This is a genomic window from Ruegeria sp. AB10, assembly GCF_056542745.1.
In genome coordinates this window covers 14661-37848 of sequence record NZ_JBQGAI010000011.1, presented here as the reverse complement: position 1 = coordinate 37848, position 23188 = coordinate 14661, and the positions used below count along the sequence as shown (strand labels likewise).

Here is a 23188-nt window from a genome sequence, read left to right as displayed (position 1 = left end):
ACTTTTAACGCACTGGCCTCAGGACTTTACCCGGAAAAATTCTAACACTTGGCTTAGCCTGGCTCATGCGATGCTTGATCATTGCACCCGGATCATGATTTCCGGGCGCATTTCAAAGCCACGGCGACCGATCATCCGCCCGCCGTGCGCGCCGCACAGCACCTGCACATCAGGAATGCTGTCAGGGCACAGCCCGGCCGGGTCGGGTCCGATGGCAAAACGCTGATCGAACACCCGTCCCTGACCCCAGGGCAGGCTGTTCACAAAGCCTTTCCGGCTTATAGTCTGACCGAACCATCACGGTCGCTTTGGGAGGGGCGGGCGCATGGAGCGCAGCACGGACATGTTGATCATCGGGGCCGGGTTTTCGGGGCTGATCATGGCGCTGGAGGCCCGCAAGCGCGGGATCACCGACATCGCGATCCTTGAGAAAGCGGGGGACATCGGCGGAACATGGCGTGAAAACACCTATCCCGGTGTGGCCTGCGATATTCCCTCGCATCTCTATTCCATGGCGACGCACCTGAACCCGGACTGGAGCCGCGCCTATGCGGGCGGGGCCGAGATTCAGACCTATCTGCAGAAGGTCTGCCGTGATGAGGGTCTGTATGACCTGTGCCACTTCCACCAACAGCTGAAATCTGCCCAATGGGACGGGAGCCGCTGGCAGGTGGAAACCGACGACGGGAACCGCTGGACGGCGCGCTTTCTGATCTCGGCCATCGGCGCGCTGCACCATCCCAGCATTCCCAATATCCCCGGGGCCGACAGCTTCCCCGGCCCGCGCTTCCATTCCGCCGAGTGGCACCATGACACGGACCTCGCAAACAAGCGCATCGCGGTGGTGGGAACCGGCGCCTCAGCCGTGCAGTTCGTGCCAGAAATTGCGAAAACGGCCGCGCATGTCACCATCTTCCAGCGGACGCCGCCCTATGTCCTGCCCCGCCCGGACGGGCCGATTGCGCCGTGGGTCCGCAACCTCTATCGGCGCGTTCCGGCGCTGCCCCGTCTCAGGCGCAAGCTGATCTACATGATCTTCGAATACCGCCACCGCGTATTTCGTGGCGAAGAGCGGATGGTGAATTTCGCCATGAAGATGTGGTGCCATGCGCTTGAGAAGGCGATCACCGACCCCGAAGAACGCCAACGCCTGACCCCGGACTACCGGATCGGATGCAAACGTATCCTCAGTTCGAATGACTGGTACCCGACCTTGGCACGGGACAACGTGACGGTGATTCCGCACGGGGTCGCCTCGATTGATGGCGATCAGATCATTGCGTCGGATGGCAGCCGGTTCAAAGCGGATATGCTGATCTGGGGCACCGGTTTTCATGTGACCGACATGGCCGAGCGTCTGGATATTACCGGCGCGGACGGACTGACCCTACGCGCCGCCTGGGCCGAGGGTATGCAGGCCAATCTGGGCACCGCCATCGCGGGGTTTCCGAACTTCTTCATTCTGCTGGGGCCGCATACCGGGTTGGGGCACAACTCGGTCGTACTGATGATTGAGGCCCAAGTCCGCCATATCGGCCGCGTGCTGGATCAGATGCACCGCCAAGGGCTGCACGCCATCACGCCCGACCCATCCAAACAGGCCGCCTTTACGCAAGAGATGCGAGACCGACACACAAACAGCGTCTGGCAGGCGGGCGGGTGTTCTTCCTGGTATCAGGACGACGAGGGCCGCAATACAACACTTTGGCCGGGCACCGTATCCGAGTATGAAAAGCGTATGGCCCGATCCGGGCTGGAACACTACCACCCTGCCCCACCCCAAGGCGGAGACCGCTGAGATGACTTTTTTGATTATCCTCGTTCTGATCGTTGCGTTTTTCATCGGCATGAACCTTTGGACCCGAAAACTGACCACCGATGGGCAAAGGCGAGTCCCGCAGTTGGGCGATATCATCCCCGTAAACGGCGGCAGCATTCACTATGTCGAGCGGGGTGATCCGTCGAACCAGACCATTGTCATGATCCACGGCCTGACCGGACAGTTGCAGCATTTCACCTATGCGCTGGTCGACATGCTGACCGATGACTACCACGTCATTGCAGTCGACCGGCCTGGCTGCGGGTATTCGACCCGGGACACGGCCGATCTGGGGCGCCTGCCCGAACAGGGGCGGATGATACAGGAGCTTCTGGACGCCAAGGGCATCACTGACGCGATTCTGGTCGGCCATTCGCTGGGCGGCGCGGTCTCGCTGGCGATGGCGCTGGACCGACCTGAAAAGATCAGGGCCCTGGCCCTGCTTGCGCCTCTGACTCACAAGCTGCCATCCACGCCGCAGGTCTTCAAACCGCTGGAGATTCGTACCGAGTGGCTGCGGAGCCTGATCGGCAACACTCTGGCTGTGCCGCTGGCTGCCAAAACCGCACCACACACGCTGGACGTGGTTTTTGCCCCTGAACCTGCGCCCGCCGATTTTCTCGACCGTGCGGGCGGCGCGCTGGGGCTGCGGCCGTCGGCCTTTGTCACCGGGTCGCAGGATGTTGTGGGCCTTGACGCCAGCCTAGGGGCGCAGATGGCGCGATACGGAGAACTAAGCGTGCCCGGAGGGATTCTGTACGGAACGCAGGACGCGATCCTGCCAGCGAGGACACAGGGCGATCCGATGGCGCAGTTTGGCCTGAGCAACGAACGGATCGACGGGGCGGGCCACATGATCCTGATCACCAAGACGGACACTTGCGCCGCATTCATCCGCCGGATCGCCGAAGCCGCCCGCGCCAAGCCCGAGGCGGTTTGATCGGGGTAAAAAAGAATCCGGCTATGACCGCCTTTTCCCTCTTGACCCTCTCCGGCCCCTCCCTTACATCGCCTCTCACTCATGGCGGAGTAGCTCAGTTGGTTAGAGCAGCGGAATCATAATCCGCGTGTCGGGGGTTCAAGTCCCTCCTCCGCTACCACCAATCCACAAAATTTGACCGCAGACGATCTCGTTGGTTCGCGCATCCTATAGATAGCCGCCTAACGCATTGAGTGTGGAAATGGCATTCAGCAATCCCAAATTGTCCGGAAGCTGCCGCCGCGCCATACCCATCCATTTTTAGCGCTTCAAAACCTGTTGGGCATCTACGTCAAGACGACATTGCCGTCCGATGTGAGTGCGCGACGTACCCGCTTGGCAATACTGCAATCTGCACCAGAAGCCCCGGTTCTACTCGTGCGGCACGTTGCGGCTGGCCTGCATTTGCTGAACCTCGTCGGGCCAAGTAGAGCGGATATAGGCCAGAACGTCCCATATGTCCTTGTTAGTCAGCGTGCCCGCGAAACCCGGCATGCCGCTGTTGAAGTCTTTGATGCCGCGTGCTGCCAGTGTCTGCGCGCCCCCCAGTTTGGTGTAGTCGAACAGCAGCTGGTTGTCGTGGTGCCACGTATGCCCCGTCTCGTCATGGGGCGGTGCAGGTAGAACGCCGTTTTCGTCGGGTGTGCGCCAGTTGGGCTGCCCTTCCAGATGTGCCCCGTGGCAGGACGCGCATTGGTCGGCGTACAGAGCCTGCCCATTAGTCAAATCCCGGCCGTCCAGTTCGTGGCCGGCAAATGCGCCGGTCGCGATACTGCAGGTGGCGAGGGTCAGAATGCGTTTCATGCGACCTCCACCCATGTCTTCATGCCCGCCGCCTGATGCCCCAGCATGTGACAATGCAGCAGCCATTTGCCGGGATTATCGAACACACAAACGATGTCACGGGTTCCGCCTGCATCCACAAGCGTTGTATCGCGGAATGCGCCCAAGCTAGCGTCCGCCCCGACCTCAAAGAAATGATGCCCGTGCAGATGGATGCCATGCGGGAAACGGGTGTCGTTCACCAGACGAATGCGCGCCGTTTGCCCGCGCTCGAACCTGTGAAACGGCGTATCCGTCAGGCCGGATTGCCCGTTGAACGCCCAAATATCTGTTTGCGTGCTTGCGGGGCGGCTCATCGCCCCACCTTGCATGGTAAGCGTCAGAGCCACGGCAGTGTTCATATCCGGCTGTTTCTGCTCATTTGGTGGCAGTGCGGGAATCCCGGATGGTTGCCGCACGGTATTCACCCCCTCAACCGGGATTTCACCCAGCAGGTAGGGATCGTCGCGCGTTGGAAAGACAAAGGCGATCTGACCGACTGATGTGACATCCGCAATGATATCTGCACGCTGAGCCGGTGCGAGAACCAGGTTGGAAACCACTTGCGGGCGCGGCAGGGGCATACCGTCGAAAGCAACAATTTTGCCGTCGACACCTTCAAGCTCAATCGGGAATATCCGGTCTGTCGCAACGTTGATCAACCGCAAACGCACGCGGTCACCGCGCCGAACCGGCGTACTTGGCTCTACCAGCGCGCGGGCATAATTGCCCAGCCGCCCTTGATGCGCCTGATCGTGCATGTTCTCGAAACCGTCGGCGAGCGTGCCGCTTTCGGTCATGCGCCAGTCGTCAATGATTACGATCAGATCGTGATCCACATCGGGTGGCGTTATTTCGTCAACGATGAGCGGGCCGTAGAGACCCTTGGCAACCTGTTCCCACGACCGGTTGTGCGAGTGATACCAGAACGTCCCCGCGTCGGGTGCCTGAAAGCTGTATTCGAACTCTGCGCCCGTCTCGACAACGTCCTGGGTTATTCCCGGCACGCCATCCATCGCATTGTCAATGCGCATCCCATGCCAATGCACCGCCGAGCCTTCGCCGATCCGGTTCAGGAACCGGACATCGAATGTACTACCCTGATGGGCGCGAAGCACTGGACCCGGTGTTCTGCCGTTAAAGCCAAGCATCGGGGTCGCCGGATCGCCCGCAGGCAGGATTTGTGCCGTGACCGGCTGTGCAACCAACTCTACGGATGCCGATGCAAGAGTAATGCGCGGAGCCAGCGCCGCCGCGCTTGATGTGATCAGGAAGTCTCGTCTGTTCATGGATTTCCTCAATTCGGCAGGGTCAGAACGCTGGTAAGCGTCGCGGTGGCCGCAAGCACCACCAGAATGACCGCAGTTTCGATTTCAATGGAGCGTGCCAAATGGCGCGCGGCTTTTTCGTCCCCCGCCTGCATGGCGGGAACGAGGTAGAGCTTGTTTGCGGTTGCCAGCGTCAGGACCGCGCCGACAAGTGCAAGCTTGATCAGCAGCGTTTGCCCGTATCCTGTTGTCGTCAGCGCCCATAAATCGCCCAGCAACATCCAAGCCATCAGCAGCCCCGCCAAAATCAATGCGGGAACTATAACCGAAGCTGCCTGCCCGAACCGATGCCCCAACGTGGCTGCATTGCCCAGATGTTCCGGCTGTCGCGACAAGAAATGCAGCGGACCGAGGATGCCGATCCAAAACGCAATCCCCAGCAGGTGCAGAAGCAACAGGAAACGGACGCCCGTTACCTCCAGTTCCGGGACATGCCCGATCCGGGCAAAGGACCACAGGGCGAGCATTCCACCGGCAAGTGCGATCCATTGCCCAACACGAGGGATAAACACGCCCCCGATGATTAAAACCGTCCCAATGATCCGAAACACGAGAACGTCGCCAACCGGGGTCTGCCACAACAGACCCAGCATTTCCGGATCGGTCATGCCATCGGCTCCGCCCGTCAGGGCGGCGCCGCGCAGCATGAAACCAAGGACAGAGGCAACAAGCGCAAGCCCCGCCAACAGCGCGACCTGCACACGCATCCTGTCGCTGAGGGGTGACACAATGTCAGCAAAAGCAGCTCGGATGATCAAAAGACCAGCCGCACCACCAATGCCGACATAGAGCATCAGCTTGGACAGTATTGCGCCTATTCCCCAGATATCGGGCATGGTCAATCCACTGTGAACGTGAACTCGCCCTGCATGGCGTGGCCGTCCGCACCCAGGCCCCGCCATTCGATGCGATAGGTGCCCTCACCCATGCCTTGAAGCGGCAGCCTGAACGTGCGGCCAAAACTGGTCTGATCTCCCAGATCGAGCGTGGCGGCATGAACATCCTGATGGATCATGTCAACTTTTGTCAGGCGAATATCATCTGCGAAATTGAAACTGATCTCAGAGGGCACTTCGGCAATTGTTGCGCCGTTTTCGGGTGTGGTGGTATCCACATTCGAATGGGCAAAAGCGCCTGCGGCAAGCGTGGACATCAATGCAATTGTAGCAAGCTTCTTCATTCGTAGGTTCCTCAGTCTATTCCATTGGCGCGCTGGATTTCGCGGATATAGTCGATGACCATGGCCACGTCGCCACGGGTCAGGCCTTCAACTGGCGGCATGTCGCCAAATTGCCAGTGATGGCTTCTGACGCCCACTTCGACCGCGCGTTGAAAGGACTCGTCCGCATGATGGCTGGGCTCATAGATGACATGAATCAGCGGCGGCCCGGCGCCTTCAACGCCGACCGCGTCAGTTCCGTGGCACGCGGCGCACGCGGTTTCGAATATACGTTGTCCGATGGCCGCATTTCCTTCGATAGGCGGCATTTGGATGGCCACCATCGCACCCCCCTCGGCAGGTGCCGACTGCGCGGTGTCGTCAACTGGGGCGGGGCGTAGAGTGATATAGGCAGCGACGGCTGCCACGGCGCATGCGCCGATTACGAGGTATTTTCGGTTCATGTTCTGGTCCTAACCTTGTGTAACAGAGTGGGGCCGCAAATAATTTGCAGCACACTGGAACGTGTTCACTGCCGTGAACGGCGTCGGAAATCTGTTTCAAGGATTAGGTGGCCTGTCCGGGTTGTCCGGTTCATCGAGCGTCGAGAGGCTTGTAACCTGCCATGCCAACACGACCACCGATTGGTTGAGTTTGGCATCGGAAGCCGGAGGCGCAAGCGCGATGACATTGCACAGGAACGGATTGCAACCTTCGTGCGCCGCGCTGTCTGGCTGATGCGGTGCACCTTCGCCTGGCGCGACTGAAGCATGGTCGGCATGGTGGTCGTCTGCAGACGTGTTCAGGTGATGTGCGCAATGCCCGCCATTGCAGTTCTCAAGCATCGCATGCGCGCGGTCGCCGAGCCCTGTCATCAGGACCAACAAAGCGACAAGCATTAATGCAGTTATGGTTCGAGTAAACTTCACGCCGGGAACCTATCCCGGTTTCCAATACAATACAACGCAAGCCGACACTGATGTGTCGTGCAGCATTGTTGGGCTTGGGCTGCAAACCGCCAACGCGAGAAACTGATTTGGCACGGGCTAAGACACCGGCGATGTTTGCTTGCGAGTTTATGATCCTAAGCCGCTGCCACATATCTCGACGCGTCAGGACGGATGTGGTCACTCAAAGGTTGGTAGATGACCCAAGGCACAACAGGTCAAAGGTTCTCTGGTCGTCGGTATCAACGTCTGAACTACCCCCGGCACGGGGCAGCCGCACACAACGACCACACAAACTGCTCTGGTTGCCTACAACGGCAGGTTCGGCATGGAACGCGTGACGTCATGCAACTGGACTTCGCCGGACCGCTCGATCTTTACAACCAGTTTCAAAGCGTTCGGAAACCGCTCGAAATAGGCGAAACCGATGGCGTCGATCACGTCAATCGTCTGACACTGTATCTGGTAGTCGGCCTGAAATTCGGTGTGCTGGTCCTGATCAGCAGACGGGGCGATTTCGGCCTCGGGACCAAGCCCTTCTGCCAATAGTGTGACATTGGCGGTTGCCGTGAAACAGGCCGCATCTTCGGGCAGGACAAACAATTCCAGCGGTTTGGACAGATCGGAAATTGCTCCGGCGACCAAGGCCCGATCCTCATCGGTTTGCGCCGGGCGCTCAAATCCAACGATATCCGCAGCAGGCACCACAAGCGACAAGGACAGCTCGGCCCCTGAGACCGCAATGTCCAGATGACCCGTGCCATGTTCATGCTCAATCCCCGCTTGCGTCTGCGACAGGGCGACCGCAGGGATCAGAGTCAGAGCGAGAGCTGCGCTTCTCATAAACAGGCACCACCTACCAAGGAATCACGGAGTTTATTTTAGTATGTTTCTAAATTGGCGCAATCGCGGCCCGGACCACGCGACCCCGCCAAATAAGGGGAGAGCAAGGATCAGCTTATCCGAGGATAAAACTCAGGTTGACATAGGCGACTAAATAACTCAGGTATCAGGAAGTATGCGTCGCAGAGGCGGCGCCTGTGAAATTTTACCTGACAGGAAAGTGTCGCCTTCATGACCCGATTTTTCGCCGCCACCAGCGCTCTGACCCTTGGCATCGCATCCGCATCCGTTGCCGCCGACGCCCCGTCGAAGGGTGATGTTCTGAACACCTATGCGAACATTGCCGAAGCCAAATACGATGACAGCCTGATCGCGGCCAAAGCCCTACAAGAGGCCGTGAACGCCCTGATCGCTGCGCCGTCCGACGCAACCCTGAACGCAGCTCGCGCCGCATGGGTTGCCGCACGCGTGCCTTATCAGCAGACCGAGGTCTATCGTTTCGGCAACGCCATCGTTGACGACTGGGAGGGCAAAGTGAACGCATGGCCGCTGGACGAGGGCCTGATCGACTATGTCGACGCGTCCTATGGTGGCCCGACGGATGAAAACGAGTTCGCCGCGCTGAACGTGGTCGCCAACCCCAGCTTTGAGCTGTCAGGCGAAACCATCGACGCCAGCGAGATCACCCCCGAGCTGCTGGCCGAAACCCTGCACGAAGCCGACGGAATCGAGGCAAACGTCGCCACCGGCTATCACGCCATCGAATTCCTGCTGTGGGGTCAGGACATGAACGGCCACGGTGCAGGTGCGGGCAACCGTCCGTATACCGACTATCTTCAGGGCGACGACTGCACCGGTGGCAATTGCGACCGTCGGGCGCAGTACCTGAACGCCGTGACGGAACTGCTGGTCAGCGATCTGGAATGGATGGCAGCTCAATGGGCTGAAGGGGGCGAGGCACGCGCCGCGCTGTCCGCAGATGAAACCGCAGGTGTAAGCGCCATTCTGACCGGCATGGGCTCGCTGTCCTACGGCGAGCAGGCCGGCGAACGGATGCGTCTGGGCCTGATGTTGAACGACCCCGAGGAAGAGCATGATTGCTTTTCGGACAACACCCATAACAGCCACTACTACGATGGGCTGGGCATTCAGAACGTCTATCTGGGCAGCTACACCCGTATCGACGGCACCCCGGTCAGCGGCGCGTCGCTGTCGGATCTGGTGATCGCCTCTGATCCTTCTCTGGACGCTGAAATGAAAGTCAAGCTGGCCAACACCATGCAGGCGCTGGGTCGTCTGAAATCGACCGCCGAAGCCGGTTTCGCCTATGACCAGATGCTGGAACGAGGCAATGAAGGCGGTGAACTGCTGATCATGGGCGGTGTCAACGGGCTGGTTGACCAGACCAAAACCATCGAGCGGATCGTGACCACTCTGGGTCTGGACCAGATCAGCTTTGAAGGCTCGGACAGCCTGGATAACCCCGACGCGGTCTTCCAGTAAACTCTCCTAGGCCGGAAGCGTGGGCGAACTCATGCTTCCGGCACTCTGATCACGCCAGTTTGTGACTGGACAGAAATAAAATACCTTACTAATTAAGTAGGAAACCTATCGAGCCTAGATTCGCTATGATCGTTTGTCACTGCACCAACATAACTGACCACGATATCCGCGCCGCAATCGACTGGATGCGGACGTCAGATGCTCAGGCGATCATCACCCCCGGCAAGATCTATCATGCCCTTGGGAAATCCGCGGATTGCGGCGGCTGTATGCCGCTTTTCCTAGACATGATGCGTTCCAGCGATAATCTGGAAGTCCCCATGCAACTTCGGGCGCTACGCACCGGAGCACCACAGGAGAGTGAAGATGAAGGGCGATCCCAAAGTCATAGAGTATCTCAACAAATCTCTGCGGCATGAACTGACGGCGGTCAGCCAGTATTGGCTGCACTACCGCCTGCAAGAGGACTGGGGCCTTGGCCACATGGCCAAGAAAAGCCGCGAGGAAAGCATCGAAGAGATGGGCCACGCGGACAAGCTGATCGAGCGGATCATCTTTCTGGAAGGTCACCCCAACCTGCAAAAGCTCGACCCCCTGAGAATTGGCCAGAACCCCAAGGAAACCCTGGAATGTGATCTGGCTGCCGAAAATGACGCGCGAGCCTTGTATGTCGAAGCGCGCGAATACTGCCGCGAGGCCGGTGACTATGCGTCGATGTCCCTGTTCGAGGAATTGATCCGCGACGAAGAAGGACATATCGACTTCCTCGAAACGCAGCTTGATCTGTACGAAAGGATTGGCGAAGCCAATTATGCGCAACTCAACGCATCGAAAATGGACGAGGACGAGTAACCTTGCCGTCCTGACGGTGGCCGCCCTTGCGGCCACCCAATCCCTCGCAGCCGACCTGCAGGATCTCCACCTCAATTTCGAACCCAGAACCGAAGATGAGCGCATCCGGATCGCCAACGTCATCGTGGCACCGGAAGATTTCGCCGCGCCGCAACGGTTCGAGGACCTGCCCGCCGGGGCCGCCACGGTCCGCGCCCGCACCGATGCCGATGCGTTTTCGCAACCCTCCGGCAACCTGAGCTTTGAGCAGGAGCTGGACTTCAAAGTCGGCAACGGGTTGTTCAAGAAAATCTGGGTGTCTTCGCCCGCGTCCACATTAGCCTCGGACGGGTTGGGGCCGCTTTACAACGCGCGCTCATGCCAACGCTGCCACATCAAGGACGGGCGTGGCCATACGCCCGCAGGGCCCGGCGACAATGCGACCTCCATGTTCCTGCGCGTCTCGATCCCGGGGGGTGACGGCCACGACGAGATCGAGGATTATATCACCACCCAACCCGAGCCGAACTATGGCGGCCAGATGCAGGATCTGGCCCTGCCCGGACACGCGGCGGAATACCGGCTGGACGTTACCTATGAAGATGTCGCCGTGACCCTGTCCGATGGCGAAACTGTTACCCTGCGCAAGCCGACCTATCAGGCGGCGGATCTGGGATACGGCCCGCTGCACCCCGGGGCCATGCTCAGCCCGCGGGTGGCGCCGCAGATGATCGGCCTGGGCCTGCTCGAGGCGATCCCGGTCGAGGATTTGCTGGCCAATGCCGATCCCGATGACGCGGATGGGGACGGCATTTCCGGACGCCCGAACATCGTCTGGTCAAAGGAATTCGGCGCGCCAATGATGGGCCGGTTCGGCCTCAAGGCGGGGATGCCCACGATCATGGAGCAATCGGCGGCGGCCTTTTCCGGTGATATCGGCATTTCCAGCCCGCTCTACCCTGCGGGTCATGGTGACTGCACCGACGCGCAAGCGGCTTGTGTGAACGCTCCGCATGGCGATGGCGACGACCGCGTGTTTGAAGTTGACCAGTTGGGTATGGATCTGGTGGCCTTCTACAGCCGCAATCTGGGCGTCCCGGCACGCCGGGACGTGGACGATGCGCAGGTTCTGCGCGGCAAGCAGGTGTTTCACGACACCGGCTGTGTCTCTTGCCACACGCCTGCCTTTGTCACCCATCGCATGGAAAACCGACCCGAGCATAGTTTTCAGCTGATCTGGCCCTATTCCGACCTGCTATTGCATGACATGGGCGAAGGGCTGGCCGATGGCCGTCCCGAAGCCCGCGCCACCGGGCGCGAATGGCGTACGCCGCCGCTGTGGGGGATTGGACTGACCCGGCAGGTCTCGGGCCATACCCAGTTTCTACATGACGGACGCGCGCAAACCTTGCTCGAAGCCATCCTGTGGCACGGGGGCGAGGCTCAGGCCGCCCGTGATACGGTTGTAGCGATGCCCAAACCCGACCGCGATGCCCTGATCCGTTTTCTCGAAAGCCTCTGACCCATGCGTTTGCTTGCCTTTGCTCTGGCCTTGACGTTGCCCCTTCCTGCGCTGGCGCAGGACCGGGGTCCGATCCTGACCGCTGCAGCCCAGGAACATGTCCTGCCCGGCTTCGCCGCGTTTTCAGACACAACAGGAGCACTGGCACAGGCGGCGCGAACCGATTGCGCCGCGACGTCACCCGATTTGCGCGCGGCGTATCACACTGCCTTTGACGGCTGGATTTCGGTCAGCCATCTGCGGTTTGGCCCCTCGGAAACCGGTGACCGGGCCTTCGCGCTGGCGTTCTGGCCGGATACCAAAGGGTTCACGCCCAAGGCCCTGTCCGGTCTGATCGCCGCCGAAGACGACGCCGTCGAAACCCCCGAGGCCTTTGCCGAAACCTCGATCGCCGCAAGGGGGTTCTTTGCGCTGGAACAGATGCTTTACGATCCGCGCTTTGCGGATCAGGGCAACGACGCCTATCGCTGCGCTCTGATACAGGCCATCGCCACCGATATCGACCTGAATGCCCGCGCGATGAACGACGACTGGACAAGCTTCGCAATGGCGCTGACACAACCGGGCGAAAACAGCCCCTATCGGTCCGGCGATGAAGCGATGCAAGAGCTGTACAAGGCACTGGTCACCGGTCTGGAATTCACCGGCGACACCCGCCTTGGCCGTCCGATGGGCACGTTCAACCGCCCCCGCCCCAACCGCGCCGAAGCCCGCCGCTCTGAACGATCCCTGCGCCATGTTGAGCTGTCTTTGATCGCGCTGCGCCATCTGGCGGCGCATCTGTCGGTCGATCACCCGCAGATCGCGTCTGATCTGGATGGCGCGTTCGACAAGGCCATCACCCGCGCGCAGACGCTGGATGATCCGGCACTTGCAGGTGTGGCCGATCCGCAGGGTCGGTTCCGGGTCGAGGCATTGCAGCAGTCGATCAACGATATCCGCCAGATCGCCTCGACCGAGCTTGGCCCGACACTGGGCATCAGCGCCGGGTTCAACTCCTTGGACGGGGACTGACCCATGCCAAGCCGCCGACGTTTTCTGGCCGGACTGGCCGCAAGCAGCCTGGCGCCCTTGCGCGGATGGGCCTCGGTCGGCGCGCCGGATTATCTGGCGGCGGCGTTGTTCCCGGATGGCAGCTACCGATTGGCCGGGCTAGATACGGGTGGCGATATCCTGTTCTCACTCCCCCTGCCCGCGCGCGGCCATGCGGCTGCAGCTCATCCCGTCAACGCGCAAGCGGTGGCCTTCGCGCGCCGTCCCGGCACTTTCGCGCTGGTCATTGATTGCGCCACAGGCACCGAGCTGACCCGGCTGACCGCCCCCGAAGGCCGTCATTTCTTTGGCCACGGCGTCTTCTCACCCAATGGCACACGGCTTTTCACCACCGAGAACAACTATGAAGCCGGAGAGGGCGTGATCGGCATCTGGGACACCGCCGATTACAGACGCCTGGGCGAATTCCCGTCAGGTGGCGTTGGCCCACATGACATGCGGCTGATGCCCGATGGTCAGACTCTGGTCATCGCCAATGGCGGCATCGAAACCCACCCTGACATGGGGCGTACCAAACTGAACCTGCCAACCATGCAACCGCGCCTGTCCTACCTAGACTTGAACGGGACGGTTCTGGAGCAAGTGGAACTGCCGCAGACCCTGCACAAGAACTCGATCCGGCATCTGGCCGTGCGCCAAGACGGGCTGGTAGCGTTCGCGATGCAATGGCAGGGAGACAAGGCGCAACATCCGCCGCTGCTGGGCCTGCACCGTCGCGACGAGGCGCCGCGCCTGCTGTCGGCCCCCGACGCGGACCAAAGCACCCTGCAAGGTTATGCCGGCAGCATCGCCTTTTCAGGCCCGGGCGAAACCGTTGCCATTACCTGCCCCCGTGGCGATGCCCTGCACCGGTTCAACGTGAAAAGCGGCCAGCTTGCCGGTGCTTTCCCGCTGGAAGACGTCTGCGGCTTGGGTCCCGGACCCAATGGTTTCGTCTTCACAACAGGCACCGGTATCGTCGGCGAACTGACCTCCGAAGTCCAAATTTCCGCTCGACCGGACTGCCAATGGGACAATCACCTGATCCCAATTCGCCCGGTCGCGTGAATTCGGCAAATCCAGTTACATAGATTACACTTGGACGAATCAATCTGCTGCCGTATTGGCGGGCGCTAAACTTGCACCCCTACGTTAAGGACCGACTTGATTGAAACAGACGCCCGACGCACCGCATTCCATCTACGGGGTTGAAAAATGGGGCAAAGGCCTCATCGAGGTGACAGGGGATGGCGAGATCGGTCTGCGCAATCCTTTGGCCCCCGAGGCCGATGCGATCAGCCTGCCCGGCATTCTGCACGATCTGGACGATCGGGGCATCAAGGCGCCGATGCTGTTGCGCGTAAGCTCATATCTGGAGCATGAGATCGCGCATCTGAACCAGAGCTTTCACGATGCCATCGCCCGCGTCGGCTATAAGGGCCAGTATCGTGGTGTGTTCCCGATCAAGGTGAACCAGCAGGCGCAGGTGGTCGACCGGATCGTCGAATTTGGCAAGAAATACGAATACGGGCTCGAGGCCGGGTCCAAGCCGGAACTGGTGATCGCCCTCGCCCACCGTCTGTCGCGCCAGGCCCTGATCGTTTGCAACGGCGTCAAGGATGCCGAGTTCATCCAACTGGCAATCCTCAGCCGCAAGATCGGCTTCAATACGGTCATCGTGCTGGAAAGCCCGAAAGAGGCCGACACGGTGATCGAGGTCTATAACGAGCTGGGCATCGAACCCCTGATCGGCGTGCGGGTCAAACTGACCAACCAGATCAGCGGCAAATGGGAGGAAAGCTCGGGCGACCGGTCCGCCTTTGGCATGAACACCGACCAGTTGGTCGCGACGGTGGACAAGCTGAAAGACGCGGGCTTGCTGCATTGCCTCAAGCTGCAGCACTCGCATCTTGGCTCGCAGGTGCAGGACGTCAACGACGTCCGCCGCGCCGTGGGCGAGGCCTGCCGGTACTACACCGAACTGACGCGCGAAGGCGTGCCGCTGACCCATCTGGACCTCGGCGGTGGCATGGGCGTGGACTATACCGGCGAGAAAAAGGCTGCCGAGAACTCGATCAACTACACGGTCGAGGAATACTGCGCCAACGTGGTCGAAACCGTGGCCTACGCGATGGATGAAGCCGAAGTCGCGCACCCGACATTGGTTACCGAAAGTGGGCGCGCCGTGGTGGCCACGTCGTCCATGCTGGTGTTCAACGTGCTGGAAAGCACGCTTTATGACGCGGCAACCGCCCCGGCGGTCGAAGCTGATGATCATCATATCCTTTCGGATTTGGCGGCGGTACAGGGATACCTGTCCAGCGACCGTCTGCAGGAATGCTGGAACGATGCCAATTTCTATCGCAACGAGCTGCGCGCCCTGTTCCGCCGCGGCTATGTCGACCTGCGCCAGATGGCCCGGGGTGAACGGGTTTACCTATCACTGATGGCCCGGATCAAAGCCTTGGCGGCCAGCGACGAGCTGGAAACCGACGTCGATGACCAGCTTGAGAAAGTGGCCGATATCTATCACTGCAACTTCTCGCTGTTCCAATCCCTTCCCGATGTTTGGGCCATCGACCAACTGCACCCGATCGTGCCGCTGCAGAACCTGAACCAGACACCGGACCGCCGCGCAGTTCTGTCCGACATCACCTGCGACAGCGACGGCAAGATCGACCGCTTCATCCTGGCCGATGGCGTCTCACCCAGCCTGCCGGTGCATTCCCTACCCGAAGATGAAGAATACTACATGGGTGTCTTCTTCGTCGGCGCCTATCAGGAAACGCTGGGCGATCTGCACAACCTGTTCGGCGACACCAACGTCGTCACCATCGACCTACGTGCCGATGGCGGGTTTGACCTGCTGCATGAACAAGAAGGCGACACGATCAGCCAAGTCCTCTCTTATGTCGAGTTCGACCCGCAGGACTGTGTCGCCGCCTTCCGCAAAATGGTGGACGAGGCGATCTCGACCGGTACTCTGAAAGCCAAAGACCGCAAAACCCTGATGAGCGCCTATCGCGACAGCATCAACGGTTACACCTATTACGAATAAAAAGGAGACACACCATGGGCAAAACACTGGTTGTCGGCGCAGGCGGCGTATCCCACGCAGCCGTGCACAAGATGGCGATGAATTCGGATATTTTCACCGAGATCACGCTGGCCAGCCGCACGAAATCGAAATGCGACGCCATCGCTGCGGCCGTTAAGGACCGGGTCGGAGTCGAGATCAAGACCGCCGAACTGGACGCCTACAAGGTCGAAGACACGGTCAAGCTGATCAAGGAAACCGGCGCCGAGATTCTGGTAAACCTCGCTCTGCCCTATCAGGATCTGGTGCTGATGGATGCCTGCCTTGAGGCTGGTATCCACTATCTCGACACCGCGAACTATGAACCCGAAGACGAAGCCAAGTTCGAATACCACTGGCAATGGGCCTATCAGGAACGGTTCAAAGAGGCCGGCCTGACCGCCATCCTCGGCTCGGGCTTCGATCCGGGCGTGACATCGGTGTTCGCCAAATGGCTGAAGAAACACAAGTTGGATACCATCCGCCAGATCGACGTTCTGGACGCCAATGGCGGCAGCAACGACCAGGAATTCGCCACCAACTTCAACCCGGAAATCAACTTGCGCGAAGTGCTGGCCGAGGTCCGCCACTGGGAAAACGGCGCATGGCAGCACAGCCCGGCCATGACCCACAAGGTCGAGTTCGACTTCCCCGCCATCGGCCCCAAGAACATGTACCTGATGTATCATGAGGAACTGGAGTCGCTCTCGACCCACTTCCCCGAGATTGAGCGTGCCCGTTTCTGGATGACCTTCGGCGACGCCTATATCACCCACGCCAAAGTGCTGGAAAACGTCGGCATGACCCGCATCGACCCGGTGATGCATGACGGCAAGGAAATCATCCCGATCCAGTTCCTGAAAACCCTGCTGCCCGATCCCGGCGATCTGGGCGCGGAAACCAAGGGCAAGGCCTGCATCGGCGACATCGCCACAGGTCAGGCCAAGGACGGCTCGGGCGAGAAGACCTATTATATCTATAACATCTGCGACCACGAAGAATGCTATGCCGAGGTCGGCAGCCAGGCCGTCAGTTACACCACAGGCGTCCCCGCCATGATCGGCGCGGCACAGGTGCTGAAAGGCAACTGGACCCAGCCGGGCGTGTGGAACATGGAACAGCTCGACCCCGATGACTTCATGGATATGCTGAACGAGCACGGTCTGCCGTGGCAGGTCCACGAACTCGATGGGCCAGTAAGCTTCTGATCTTCATCTTTTCCTAAATACTCCGGGGGTCCGGGGGGCTGGCCCCCCGGCCTCTCCACAAGCGGAGACGCCGGTTATGTCCGACATGATGACCACCCAAGCGGGCGACGCCGGAGCTTTCCGCAAGTTCGACCTTGCCCGCGTGCCCACCCCCTGTTTCGTGGTCGACGAACAGGCAATCGAACGCAACCTAACCACTCTTGCCGACATCGGTGCCCAATCCGGCGCGCATGTCCTCAGCGCACTCAAGGCATTTTCAATGTTCTCTCTGGCCCCGCTGGTACGCCAGCACCTCGGTGGCACCTGCGCCAGCGGCATCTACGAGGCGCGTCTGGGTCGCGAGGAATACGGCGGCGAGGTCGCAACCTTCTGCGCAGGCTACAAAGACGGTGACATGGACGAAATCCTGTCGCTGTCCGACCACATCATCTTCAACTCTCCGGCGCAAAAGGACCGGTTCCTTGCCAAAGCCCAAGCCGCCAATGTTCAGGTGGGTCTGCGCATCAACCCGGAACATTCCGAGGGTGAGATACCGAAATACGATCCCTGCGCGCCTTGCTCGCGCCTGGGTATGCCGGTCAGCCAATTGACCGCTGAGACTATGACCGGCGTGGACGGCCTGCACATGCACACGCTCTGCGAACAGGGGTTCGAACCGCTGCAGCGCACCTGGGACGCCGTCGAACCGAAACTCAAACCTTACCTGAGCCAGCTCAAATGGCTGAATTTCGGTGGCGGTCACCACATCACCCGTGACGACTACGACCGCGACGGGCTGGTAACCTTCATCAAAACCATCCGCGAGACTTACGGTATCGACGTCTATCTCGAACCCGGCGAAGCCGTCGCGCTGGACGCAGGCATTCTGGTCGGCGAAATCCTCGACCTGCCGACCAATGGCATGAACCTTGCCATCACCGATATCTCGGCCACCTGCCACATGCCCGACGTGATCGAGGCCCCCTATCGCCCCGCCCTGATGGACGAGGCCGAGGCAGGCCACACCTACCGTCTGGGCGGCCCGTCCTGTCTGGCGGGCGACGTGATCGGAGATTACACGTGGGGCAAACCGCTGGAGATCGGACAGCGGTTCGCCTTCCTCGATCAGGCGCATTATTCGATGGTCAAAACCAACACGTTTAACGGTGTTCCCCTACCCACCATCGCCCTGTGGAACAGCGAAACGGACGAACTGAAAATCATCAAGCAGTTCGGCTATGACGACTTTAAGGACAGACTCTCATGAGCATTTTCCTCGACAGTGAACTGACCGCATCTGAGCGTACCGAAGACGCCCGGTTCCGCGTGATCCCGATGCCGCTGGAGCGCACCGTGTCTTATGGATCCGGCACTGCCAAAGGCCCCGAGGCCATCATTGAGGCCAGCAACGAGCTGGAGCGCATCACGGGCCACGCTGAGCCCTGTGTCGAGGGCATCTTCACCGAAGAGCCTGTGGATTGTGACGCGTCGCTGTCCGAGATCATGGAACGCCTTGCACAACGCACCGAGGCCGCCGTCCGCGCGGGCAAAGTACCGGTGACATTGGGCGGAGAGCATTCGCTGAGCTACGGCGCGGTCATGGGGGTTGCGCGGGCACTGAACCAGCCCATCGGCATCGTACAGATCGACGCCCATGCCGACCTGCGTGACGCCTATCAGGGTGAAAAACACTCCCACGCCTCGGTCATGCATCTGCTGGCTGAGGAAGGCATCAAGCTGGCGCAATTCGGCGTGCGGGCCTTTTCCACCGAAGAGGCCAAGAGCCGTGTGAAGAACCATATCTTCCACGTGGATGCCGAGGAACTGGTCACCGGCAACATCCACGCCGTCGACCTGCCCGAGGATTTCCCTGAGTTGGTCTATGTCAGCTTTGACGTCGATGGGCTGGACCCGTCACAAATGCCCGCAACTGGCACACCGGTGCCCGGTGGGCTGGGGTACTATCAGGCGCTGCGGCTGGTCGAACACGCCCTGAAGGGCCGCAAATGCGTGGGCTTCGACGTGGTTGAACTGGCCCCGGACGGCAATGCCGCCTGGGACTTTACCGCCGCTCAGATCGTCTATCGCCTGATGGCGGCCTGTTAATCCTTGGCGGTCTCGTTCAGTTCCATATGGCCCTCGCCTTTGTTCAGGATGCGGCGCAGCATGGGTTCGAAGAACTCCAGCGGCTTGGTCGGGTAATCCGGGTCGAACGCTTTCTGATCGTATTCATGGCAGAAATAGCGGCAGTCCTCCCAATAGGGGCTGTCGCGGTACTTGTCGCGCGCGTTGCGGTCCCCGCCCAGATGGTGATTGTAGTAGTATCCCTGAAACACGCAGTGGTGCTTGAGAATCCAATAGGTCTTTTCGCTGACATAGGGTTTCATCATCGCCGCTGACAGCTCGCCGTGATTGTAGGGCGACAGGATATCGCCGGTGTCATGGATCAGCGCGGCCACCACAAGTTCCTCGTCCGCGCCATCCTCATAGGCGCGGGTCGCGGCCTGAAGGCTGTGCTGGTAGCGGTTGACAGGATAGGGCGTCCAGTCCTCGTCCAACGAGCGGATTGCGTCCAGAATCCTGTCCGGCAGAGCGGCGTTATACGCCTCTTCATATTCAATGACAGCGTCCCAGTCGGCCTTGGTGGCCTCTTCAAAACTGGTCCAGGTGGGTTTGTGGCTTTTGTCCAGCATGGCGCGGTCCTTTGGCTGATCTGCTGGTGTCAGATTAGCCCTGATCGAATACTCAAAAAAATGAATTGATTTTATCACTACGATGAAAAAATACTTTCGACATGCAACTCAAGGCAATCGAGACCTTTCTGTGCGTGGCCGAAACCGGTGGCTTTCACGCCGCCGCCCGCAAGCTGAACGTGACCCAGACGGCCGTCAGCGCGCGCATTCGCCTGATCGAAGAGGAAACCGGCAAGCCGCTGTTCACGCGCGGCGCCGGGGGAACCAGCCTGACCGATTTCGGGCGGCAGTTCCGGCCCTATGCGGAACAAATGCTGTCGCTGTGGTCCTTTGCCTCGCGCGATCTGCCCGCGCAAACTCAGAACCGGGTCGCGCTGCGTCTTGGTGCGCAGCTGAGCATCTGGGACCCGTTGCTGGTAGATCTAGCCGTGCGGTTCGAAAAGAGCCTTGGGCATCTGCTGCTGACGCTGAACTATGACCATGACCTGAATATGATAGACGCGGTCGCCACTCAGGTTCTGGACGCGGCGCTGACGCATGAACAGCCGACCGACCCGCGCATTCAGGCGCATGAGTTGAACCCCGAACGCCTGATGCTGGTTGAAACGCCGAACACGAGCGACCCGGTCTTCGTCAATCTCGAACTGGGCGAGGTTTATCAAGATCACGTACGCTCGGCGGCGCGACAGGCGGCGGGTCAGACCGTATTTCTGGGCAATTGCCTGATGGCCCTACGCTATGTTCTGCGGCGGGGCGGGACCGGGTATTTCCCGGAATATGTCATACGGGATCACCTGTCCGCGGGTGAGTTGACCCCGGTGGCCGGAGCCATCGACTTGTTGCTGCCTCTGTATCTGGTGACCCGCCGTGGCAGCACCACCAGCGCGGACATCCTGACCTGTCTGACCGACCTGCGTGCGGCGGTCTAAGCCCGCGACAGCGCGCCCGGCGCATCCCTGTACCGCCTGCGCATCAACGGCCGCCCGGCGATCAGCAGGAACAGGCACGAAATGGCGATGCCTATGATGGCCGGAAGGTACAGCAAGCCCCACATGTTCGGATCTTCGATCACAACAGGCGAAACAAAGCCGCGCACGCCCTCGAGCAAAACCAGAATGGTAAAGGCGCCCAGAATCTGAGGCCACAGACCAAAGCGTGAGAAGCTTCCCAGCATCAGGGTCGCATATCCGGCCATGGCAACGGCGACGCAAATGGCAATCCAGGAAAACCGCTGGTGAAGCTCGTCGATCAGCTCGCCTTTGGTGAACTCTTCCGAGGCGCTGATCGCATCGCGGTCCCGCATAAGCTCGATCGTTGGAATGGCCTCAAGGCTGCGCTTGGCCATATTGTTGGTGTTGGTCAGCTGGGAAATGTCATACGAGGCATCCTCGAACAGGGTCGAGGACAAGGTCAGGCCCTGCTGATCCAGACGCAGGGCAATTCCGTCCAGCATGACAAGGTGGATACCGGTGTCGTTGTTGACCAGATAGGCCGTCTTTGACGAATAGCTAACCGGGTTCACCGGATCGCGCCGGTCCGAGACAAAGACTTCGGACAGGGTGCCATCCAGATCAATCTCGCCGATATAGACCGTGACGCCGTAGGTGGGGTGCAGAAACTCGCCCTCGTTCAGCAATTGCGCTGTGACGTCACCGGCAACCTCGGCCTGGCGCTGCTCAAGTTGCTCGACCGAGGCCGGGCGCAGAAAGACGCTGATGACGGCCATCATCAACCCGGCCACCAGACCGAACAGAACGACGGCCCGCGCCAGACGCCATGGGCTTGAACCGGTGGCCAACATCACCGTCATCTCGCTTTCGCGACTGAGGCGGTTGGTGGCATAGACGGCAGCGGCAAACACCGCCATCGGCATCACCGTCCGGATCAGCGTCGGCAGGGTCAGGGCGGTGAATTCCAGAAAGACCATCGCCGACTGGCCGCCGCTGATCACGCGGTCAAACAGGCTGACGGATCGGGTGATCCAGAACACGCCGACCAGAACCAGCGTGAAAAAGCCGAACAGAATCAGCAATTGCCGCAGGAAGTATCCATCAAAGCGCGACATGTATCCCCATCCGCGTGTTCGTAATGGACGGGACCTTATGCCATTCCGGTGACAGAGGAAACCGGGATTGGCCGGATCGCGCGCACCGAAACAACAACCTGTCTGACAGCACCCGCGCAACCAGCCGCGCGGGGCTTGGTGGCTTTCCCAACGCGACCCTCAAGGTCGGGAATTTTGCAGAAACAGCAGTTCGTGTCAGAATTCAGGGATTAAACAAAATGGAGTTCATGACATGGCACTGTTTTTTTCCCGCCGCACATACAATTCCAAGAAGAAAAAGTTCACCCTCAAGCCAGCGGCAAAAACGAGATATGTCAATATTACCAAGAAGAACGCGGATGGCAGCATTCGCAAGGGCAGCATAGTCAAAAAGGCGAAATGGCTGGACATCGTGCGCCAACAGGGCGGAGACACATCCGTCTTGATCTATGTTCACGGCTTCAACACAAGCCAGAAGGACATGCTGGATCGTTTGGAGAAAATAGAATCCGGCGTCAGGTCCAACGGGTACAAAGGCGCGGTCATCGCGTTTGACTGGCCCAGCGATGGATCAATTCACACCTATGACCGGGACCGGGCCGATGCCAAGGCGGTCGCCCCCCATTTCGTTGGCGACGGTATATTGGCACTGTTGGGAATGTCTCCCAGACCCAAGGTCCACGTTGTTGCGCACTCGATGGGCGCGTTGGTCGTGCTGCGGGCCTTTTCCGATTTCGGTGATTCCGCCGGGCCGGGCAATAAGGTCTGGTCTGCGGATCAGGTCATGTTCGTTTCGGGCGATGCAGAGGCGGCCTGGTTTGAAAAAGGGGCGTGGGGGGATCTTGTACTGAAAAAACGCAGCAAGCGCTTTACCAATTACTACAGCGGCATGGACAAGGTTCTGGCACTTTCCAGCGGCATCGTGAATGGCGGGAAGCCTCGCATCGGTCGTGCCGGAATGCCCAAGCTGACGTCAAAGGGACATTGGGACCTCTTTTGCGACCATCAGTACAAGCGGGATGTCCCCAAAGGAAAACGCAACAGGACCAAATCCCATCGGTGGTGGTTCGACAGCAAGGCTTTCTACAAGGACCTTGCCCTGACGATCGACGGTCAGGACGCGAAAACGATGCCGACCCGGCATAGCACAACCATCGGAGACCAGGCTTTGCTGGCCTGACGAACAAGCAAGGTGGTCTCGGCGCGCTGAAATTGCCTGAGTTTGGGCGCTTTACAGCATCAAAGCAGGACCGGTTCACACAGCACGGAAAACCACTGCCCCTGTGCGCGCGGCTAAGTCCATAAGATTGTTTGGAATGGCAGGGGCAGCAGGGTTCGAACCCGCGACCTACGGTTTTGGAGACCGTCGCTCTACCAACTGAGCTATACCCCTAAGGTGCGCC

The 23188-nt window shown here is 59.9% G+C and carries 24 protein-coding genes and 2 tRNA genes; 15 read left to right on the top strand and 11 right to left on the bottom strand.

Translation table 11 applies throughout. The features are described 5' to 3' along the window. Positions 1-78: 78 nt before the first annotated feature. On the bottom strand, positions 79-264 hold the full coding sequence (locus ACR0NT_RS16855) for a hypothetical protein (protein WP_170447670.1): 186 nt from the start codon (positions 262-264) through the stop codon (positions 79-81). A gap of 61 nt (positions 265-325) precedes the next feature. Between ACR0NT_RS16855 and ACR0NT_RS16850 the strand changes: the two genes are divergently transcribed. The 3 genes from ACR0NT_RS16850 to ACR0NT_RS16840 all read left to right on the top strand — a co-directional run bounded on the left by ACR0NT_RS16850 (position 326) and on the right by ACR0NT_RS16840 (position 2919). Then, positions 326-1798: a flavin-containing monooxygenase gene (locus tag ACR0NT_RS16850; protein ID WP_170447668.1), complete on the top strand. Its 1473-nt coding sequence runs from the start codon at positions 326-328 to the stop codon at positions 1796-1798. 1 nt (position 1799) lies between these two features. Beyond that, positions 1800-2759 (top strand): alpha/beta fold hydrolase, encoded by a 960-nt coding sequence (locus ACR0NT_RS16845; protein ID WP_170447666.1) that lies wholly within the window; start codon positions 1800-1802, stop codon positions 2757-2759. Positions 2760-2842: 83 nt separating this feature from the next. Beyond that, positions 2843-2919: transfer RNA gene (locus ACR0NT_RS16840), tRNA-Met, on the top strand. 251 nt (positions 2920-3170) lie between these two features. On the opposite strand, the gene ACR0NT_RS16835 is transcribed toward ACR0NT_RS16840, so the two are convergent. The 7 genes from ACR0NT_RS16835 to ACR0NT_RS16805 all read right to left on the bottom strand — a co-directional run bounded on the left by ACR0NT_RS16835 (position 3171) and on the right by ACR0NT_RS16805 (position 7897). Continuing rightward, positions 3171-3602 carry a c-type cytochrome gene (locus tag ACR0NT_RS16835; protein ID WP_170447664.1) on the bottom strand — a complete coding sequence of 144 codons (432 nt, stop codon included), beginning with the start codon at positions 3600-3602 and terminating at the stop codon, positions 3171-3173. Then, positions 3599-4909 (bottom strand): multicopper oxidase family protein, encoded by a 1311-nt coding sequence (locus tag ACR0NT_RS16830; RefSeq protein WP_170674554.1) that lies wholly within the window; start codon positions 4907-4909, stop codon positions 3599-3601. Before ACR0NT_RS16830 ends, ACR0NT_RS16835 begins: the two co-directional genes overlap by 4 nt. A gap of 8 nt (positions 4910-4917) precedes the next feature. Then, complete coding sequence (locus ACR0NT_RS16825) at positions 4918-5784, bottom strand: CopD family protein (RefSeq protein WP_170674552.1); 867 nt, start codon at positions 5782-5784, stop codon at positions 4918-4920. Between the two features lie 2 nt (positions 5785-5786). Next, positions 5787-6128, bottom strand: a complete 342-nt coding sequence (locus ACR0NT_RS16820; RefSeq protein ID WP_170674550.1) for a copper resistance CopC family protein — start codon at positions 6126-6128, stop codon at positions 5787-5789. Positions 6129-6139: 11 nt separating this feature from the next. Further along, entirely contained in the window at positions 6140-6571 is a 432-nt protein-coding gene (locus ACR0NT_RS16815) for a c-type cytochrome (protein ID WP_170674548.1), read from the bottom strand. Between the two features lie 96 nt (positions 6572-6667). After that, positions 6668-7036 (bottom strand): hypothetical protein, encoded by a 369-nt coding sequence (locus ACR0NT_RS16810; RefSeq protein ID WP_170674546.1) that lies wholly within the window; start codon positions 7034-7036, stop codon positions 6668-6670. A gap of 327 nt (positions 7037-7363) precedes the next feature. Then, positions 7364-7897: a ZrgA family zinc uptake protein gene (locus tag ACR0NT_RS16805; protein ID WP_170674544.1), complete on the bottom strand. Its 534-nt coding sequence runs from the start codon at positions 7895-7897 to the stop codon at positions 7364-7366. A gap of 231 nt (positions 7898-8128) precedes the next feature. On the opposite strand from ACR0NT_RS16805, the gene ACR0NT_RS16800 reads away from it, so the two are divergent. The 10 genes from ACR0NT_RS16800 (at position 8129) to speB (ending at position 19154) form a co-directional block, all read left to right on the top strand. Continuing rightward, the gene (locus ACR0NT_RS16800) at positions 8129-9400 is read left to right on the top strand and encodes an imelysin family protein (RefSeq protein WP_170674542.1); all 1272 of its coding nucleotides are present in this window, start codon (positions 8129-8131) and stop codon (positions 9398-9400) included. 125 nt (positions 9401-9525) lie between these two features. After that, positions 9526-9819, top strand: a complete 294-nt coding sequence (locus ACR0NT_RS16795; RefSeq protein ID WP_170447647.1) for a (2Fe-2S)-binding protein — start codon at positions 9526-9528, stop codon at positions 9817-9819. After that, complete coding sequence (gene bfr, locus ACR0NT_RS16790; protein WP_170447646.1) at positions 9767-10252, top strand: bacterioferritin; 486 nt, start codon at positions 9767-9769, stop codon at positions 10250-10252. Before ACR0NT_RS16795 ends, bfr begins: the two co-directional genes overlap by 53 nt. After that, positions 10212-11753 carry a di-heme oxidoredictase family protein gene (locus ACR0NT_RS16785; RefSeq protein WP_170674541.1) on the top strand — a complete coding sequence of 514 codons (1542 nt, stop codon included), beginning with the start codon at positions 10212-10214 and terminating at the stop codon, positions 11751-11753. Before bfr ends, ACR0NT_RS16785 begins: the two co-directional genes overlap by 41 nt. A gap of 3 nt (positions 11754-11756) precedes the next feature. Next, positions 11757-12767: an imelysin family protein gene (locus tag ACR0NT_RS16780; protein ID WP_170674539.1), complete on the top strand. Its 1011-nt coding sequence runs from the start codon at positions 11757-11759 to the stop codon at positions 12765-12767. Between the two features lie 3 nt (positions 12768-12770). Beyond that, a complete protein-coding gene (locus ACR0NT_RS16775; protein WP_170674537.1) occupies positions 12771-13853 on the top strand; it encodes a DUF1513 domain-containing protein in 1083 nt (360 codons plus the stop codon). Between the two features lie 100 nt (positions 13854-13953). Beyond that, complete coding sequence (speA, locus tag ACR0NT_RS16770) at positions 13954-15843, top strand: biosynthetic arginine decarboxylase (RefSeq protein ID WP_170674535.1); 1890 nt, start codon at positions 13954-13956, stop codon at positions 15841-15843. Positions 15844-15857: 14 nt separating this feature from the next. Continuing rightward, positions 15858-17069 (top strand): saccharopine dehydrogenase family protein, encoded by a 1212-nt coding sequence (locus ACR0NT_RS16765; protein WP_170674533.1) that lies wholly within the window; start codon positions 15858-15860, stop codon positions 17067-17069. Positions 17070-17145: 76 nt separating this feature from the next. After that, positions 17146-18315: a carboxynorspermidine decarboxylase gene (nspC, locus tag ACR0NT_RS16760; RefSeq protein ID WP_170447634.1), complete on the top strand. Its 1170-nt coding sequence runs from the start codon at positions 17146-17148 to the stop codon at positions 18313-18315. Beyond that, complete coding sequence (gene speB / locus ACR0NT_RS16755; RefSeq protein WP_170447632.1) at positions 18312-19154, top strand: agmatinase; 843 nt, start codon at positions 18312-18314, stop codon at positions 19152-19154. Before nspC ends, speB begins: the two co-directional genes overlap by 4 nt. Here speB and ACR0NT_RS16750 read toward each other — a convergent pair. After that, on the bottom strand, positions 19151-19741 hold the full coding sequence (locus ACR0NT_RS16750) for an HD domain-containing protein (protein ID WP_170674531.1): 591 nt from the start codon (positions 19739-19741) through the stop codon (positions 19151-19153). The two genes, speB and ACR0NT_RS16750, sit on opposite strands and share 4 nt — an antisense overlap. 101 nt (positions 19742-19842) lie before the next feature. Here ACR0NT_RS16750 and ACR0NT_RS16745 point away from each other — a divergent pair, with 101 nt between their 5' ends. Next, a complete protein-coding gene (locus ACR0NT_RS16745; RefSeq protein WP_170674529.1) occupies positions 19843-20670 on the top strand; it encodes a LysR family transcriptional regulator in 828 nt (275 codons plus the stop codon). Here ACR0NT_RS16745 and lptF read toward each other — a convergent pair. Continuing rightward, positions 20667-21806 (bottom strand): LPS export ABC transporter permease LptF, encoded by a 1140-nt coding sequence (gene lptF / locus ACR0NT_RS16740; protein WP_170674528.1) that lies wholly within the window; start codon positions 21804-21806, stop codon positions 20667-20669. The genes ACR0NT_RS16745 and lptF overlap by 4 nt on opposite strands. A gap of 232 nt (positions 21807-22038) precedes the next feature. Between lptF and ACR0NT_RS16735 the strand changes: the two genes are divergently transcribed. Next, entirely contained in the window at positions 22039-22965 is a 927-nt protein-coding gene (locus ACR0NT_RS16735) for an alpha/beta fold hydrolase (RefSeq protein WP_170674526.1), read from the top strand. Between the two features lie 137 nt (positions 22966-23102). On the opposite strand, the gene ACR0NT_RS16730 is transcribed toward ACR0NT_RS16735, so the two are convergent. Next, positions 23103-23178, bottom strand: a tRNA-Trp gene (locus tag ACR0NT_RS16730). Positions 23179-23188: the final 10 nt, after the last annotated feature.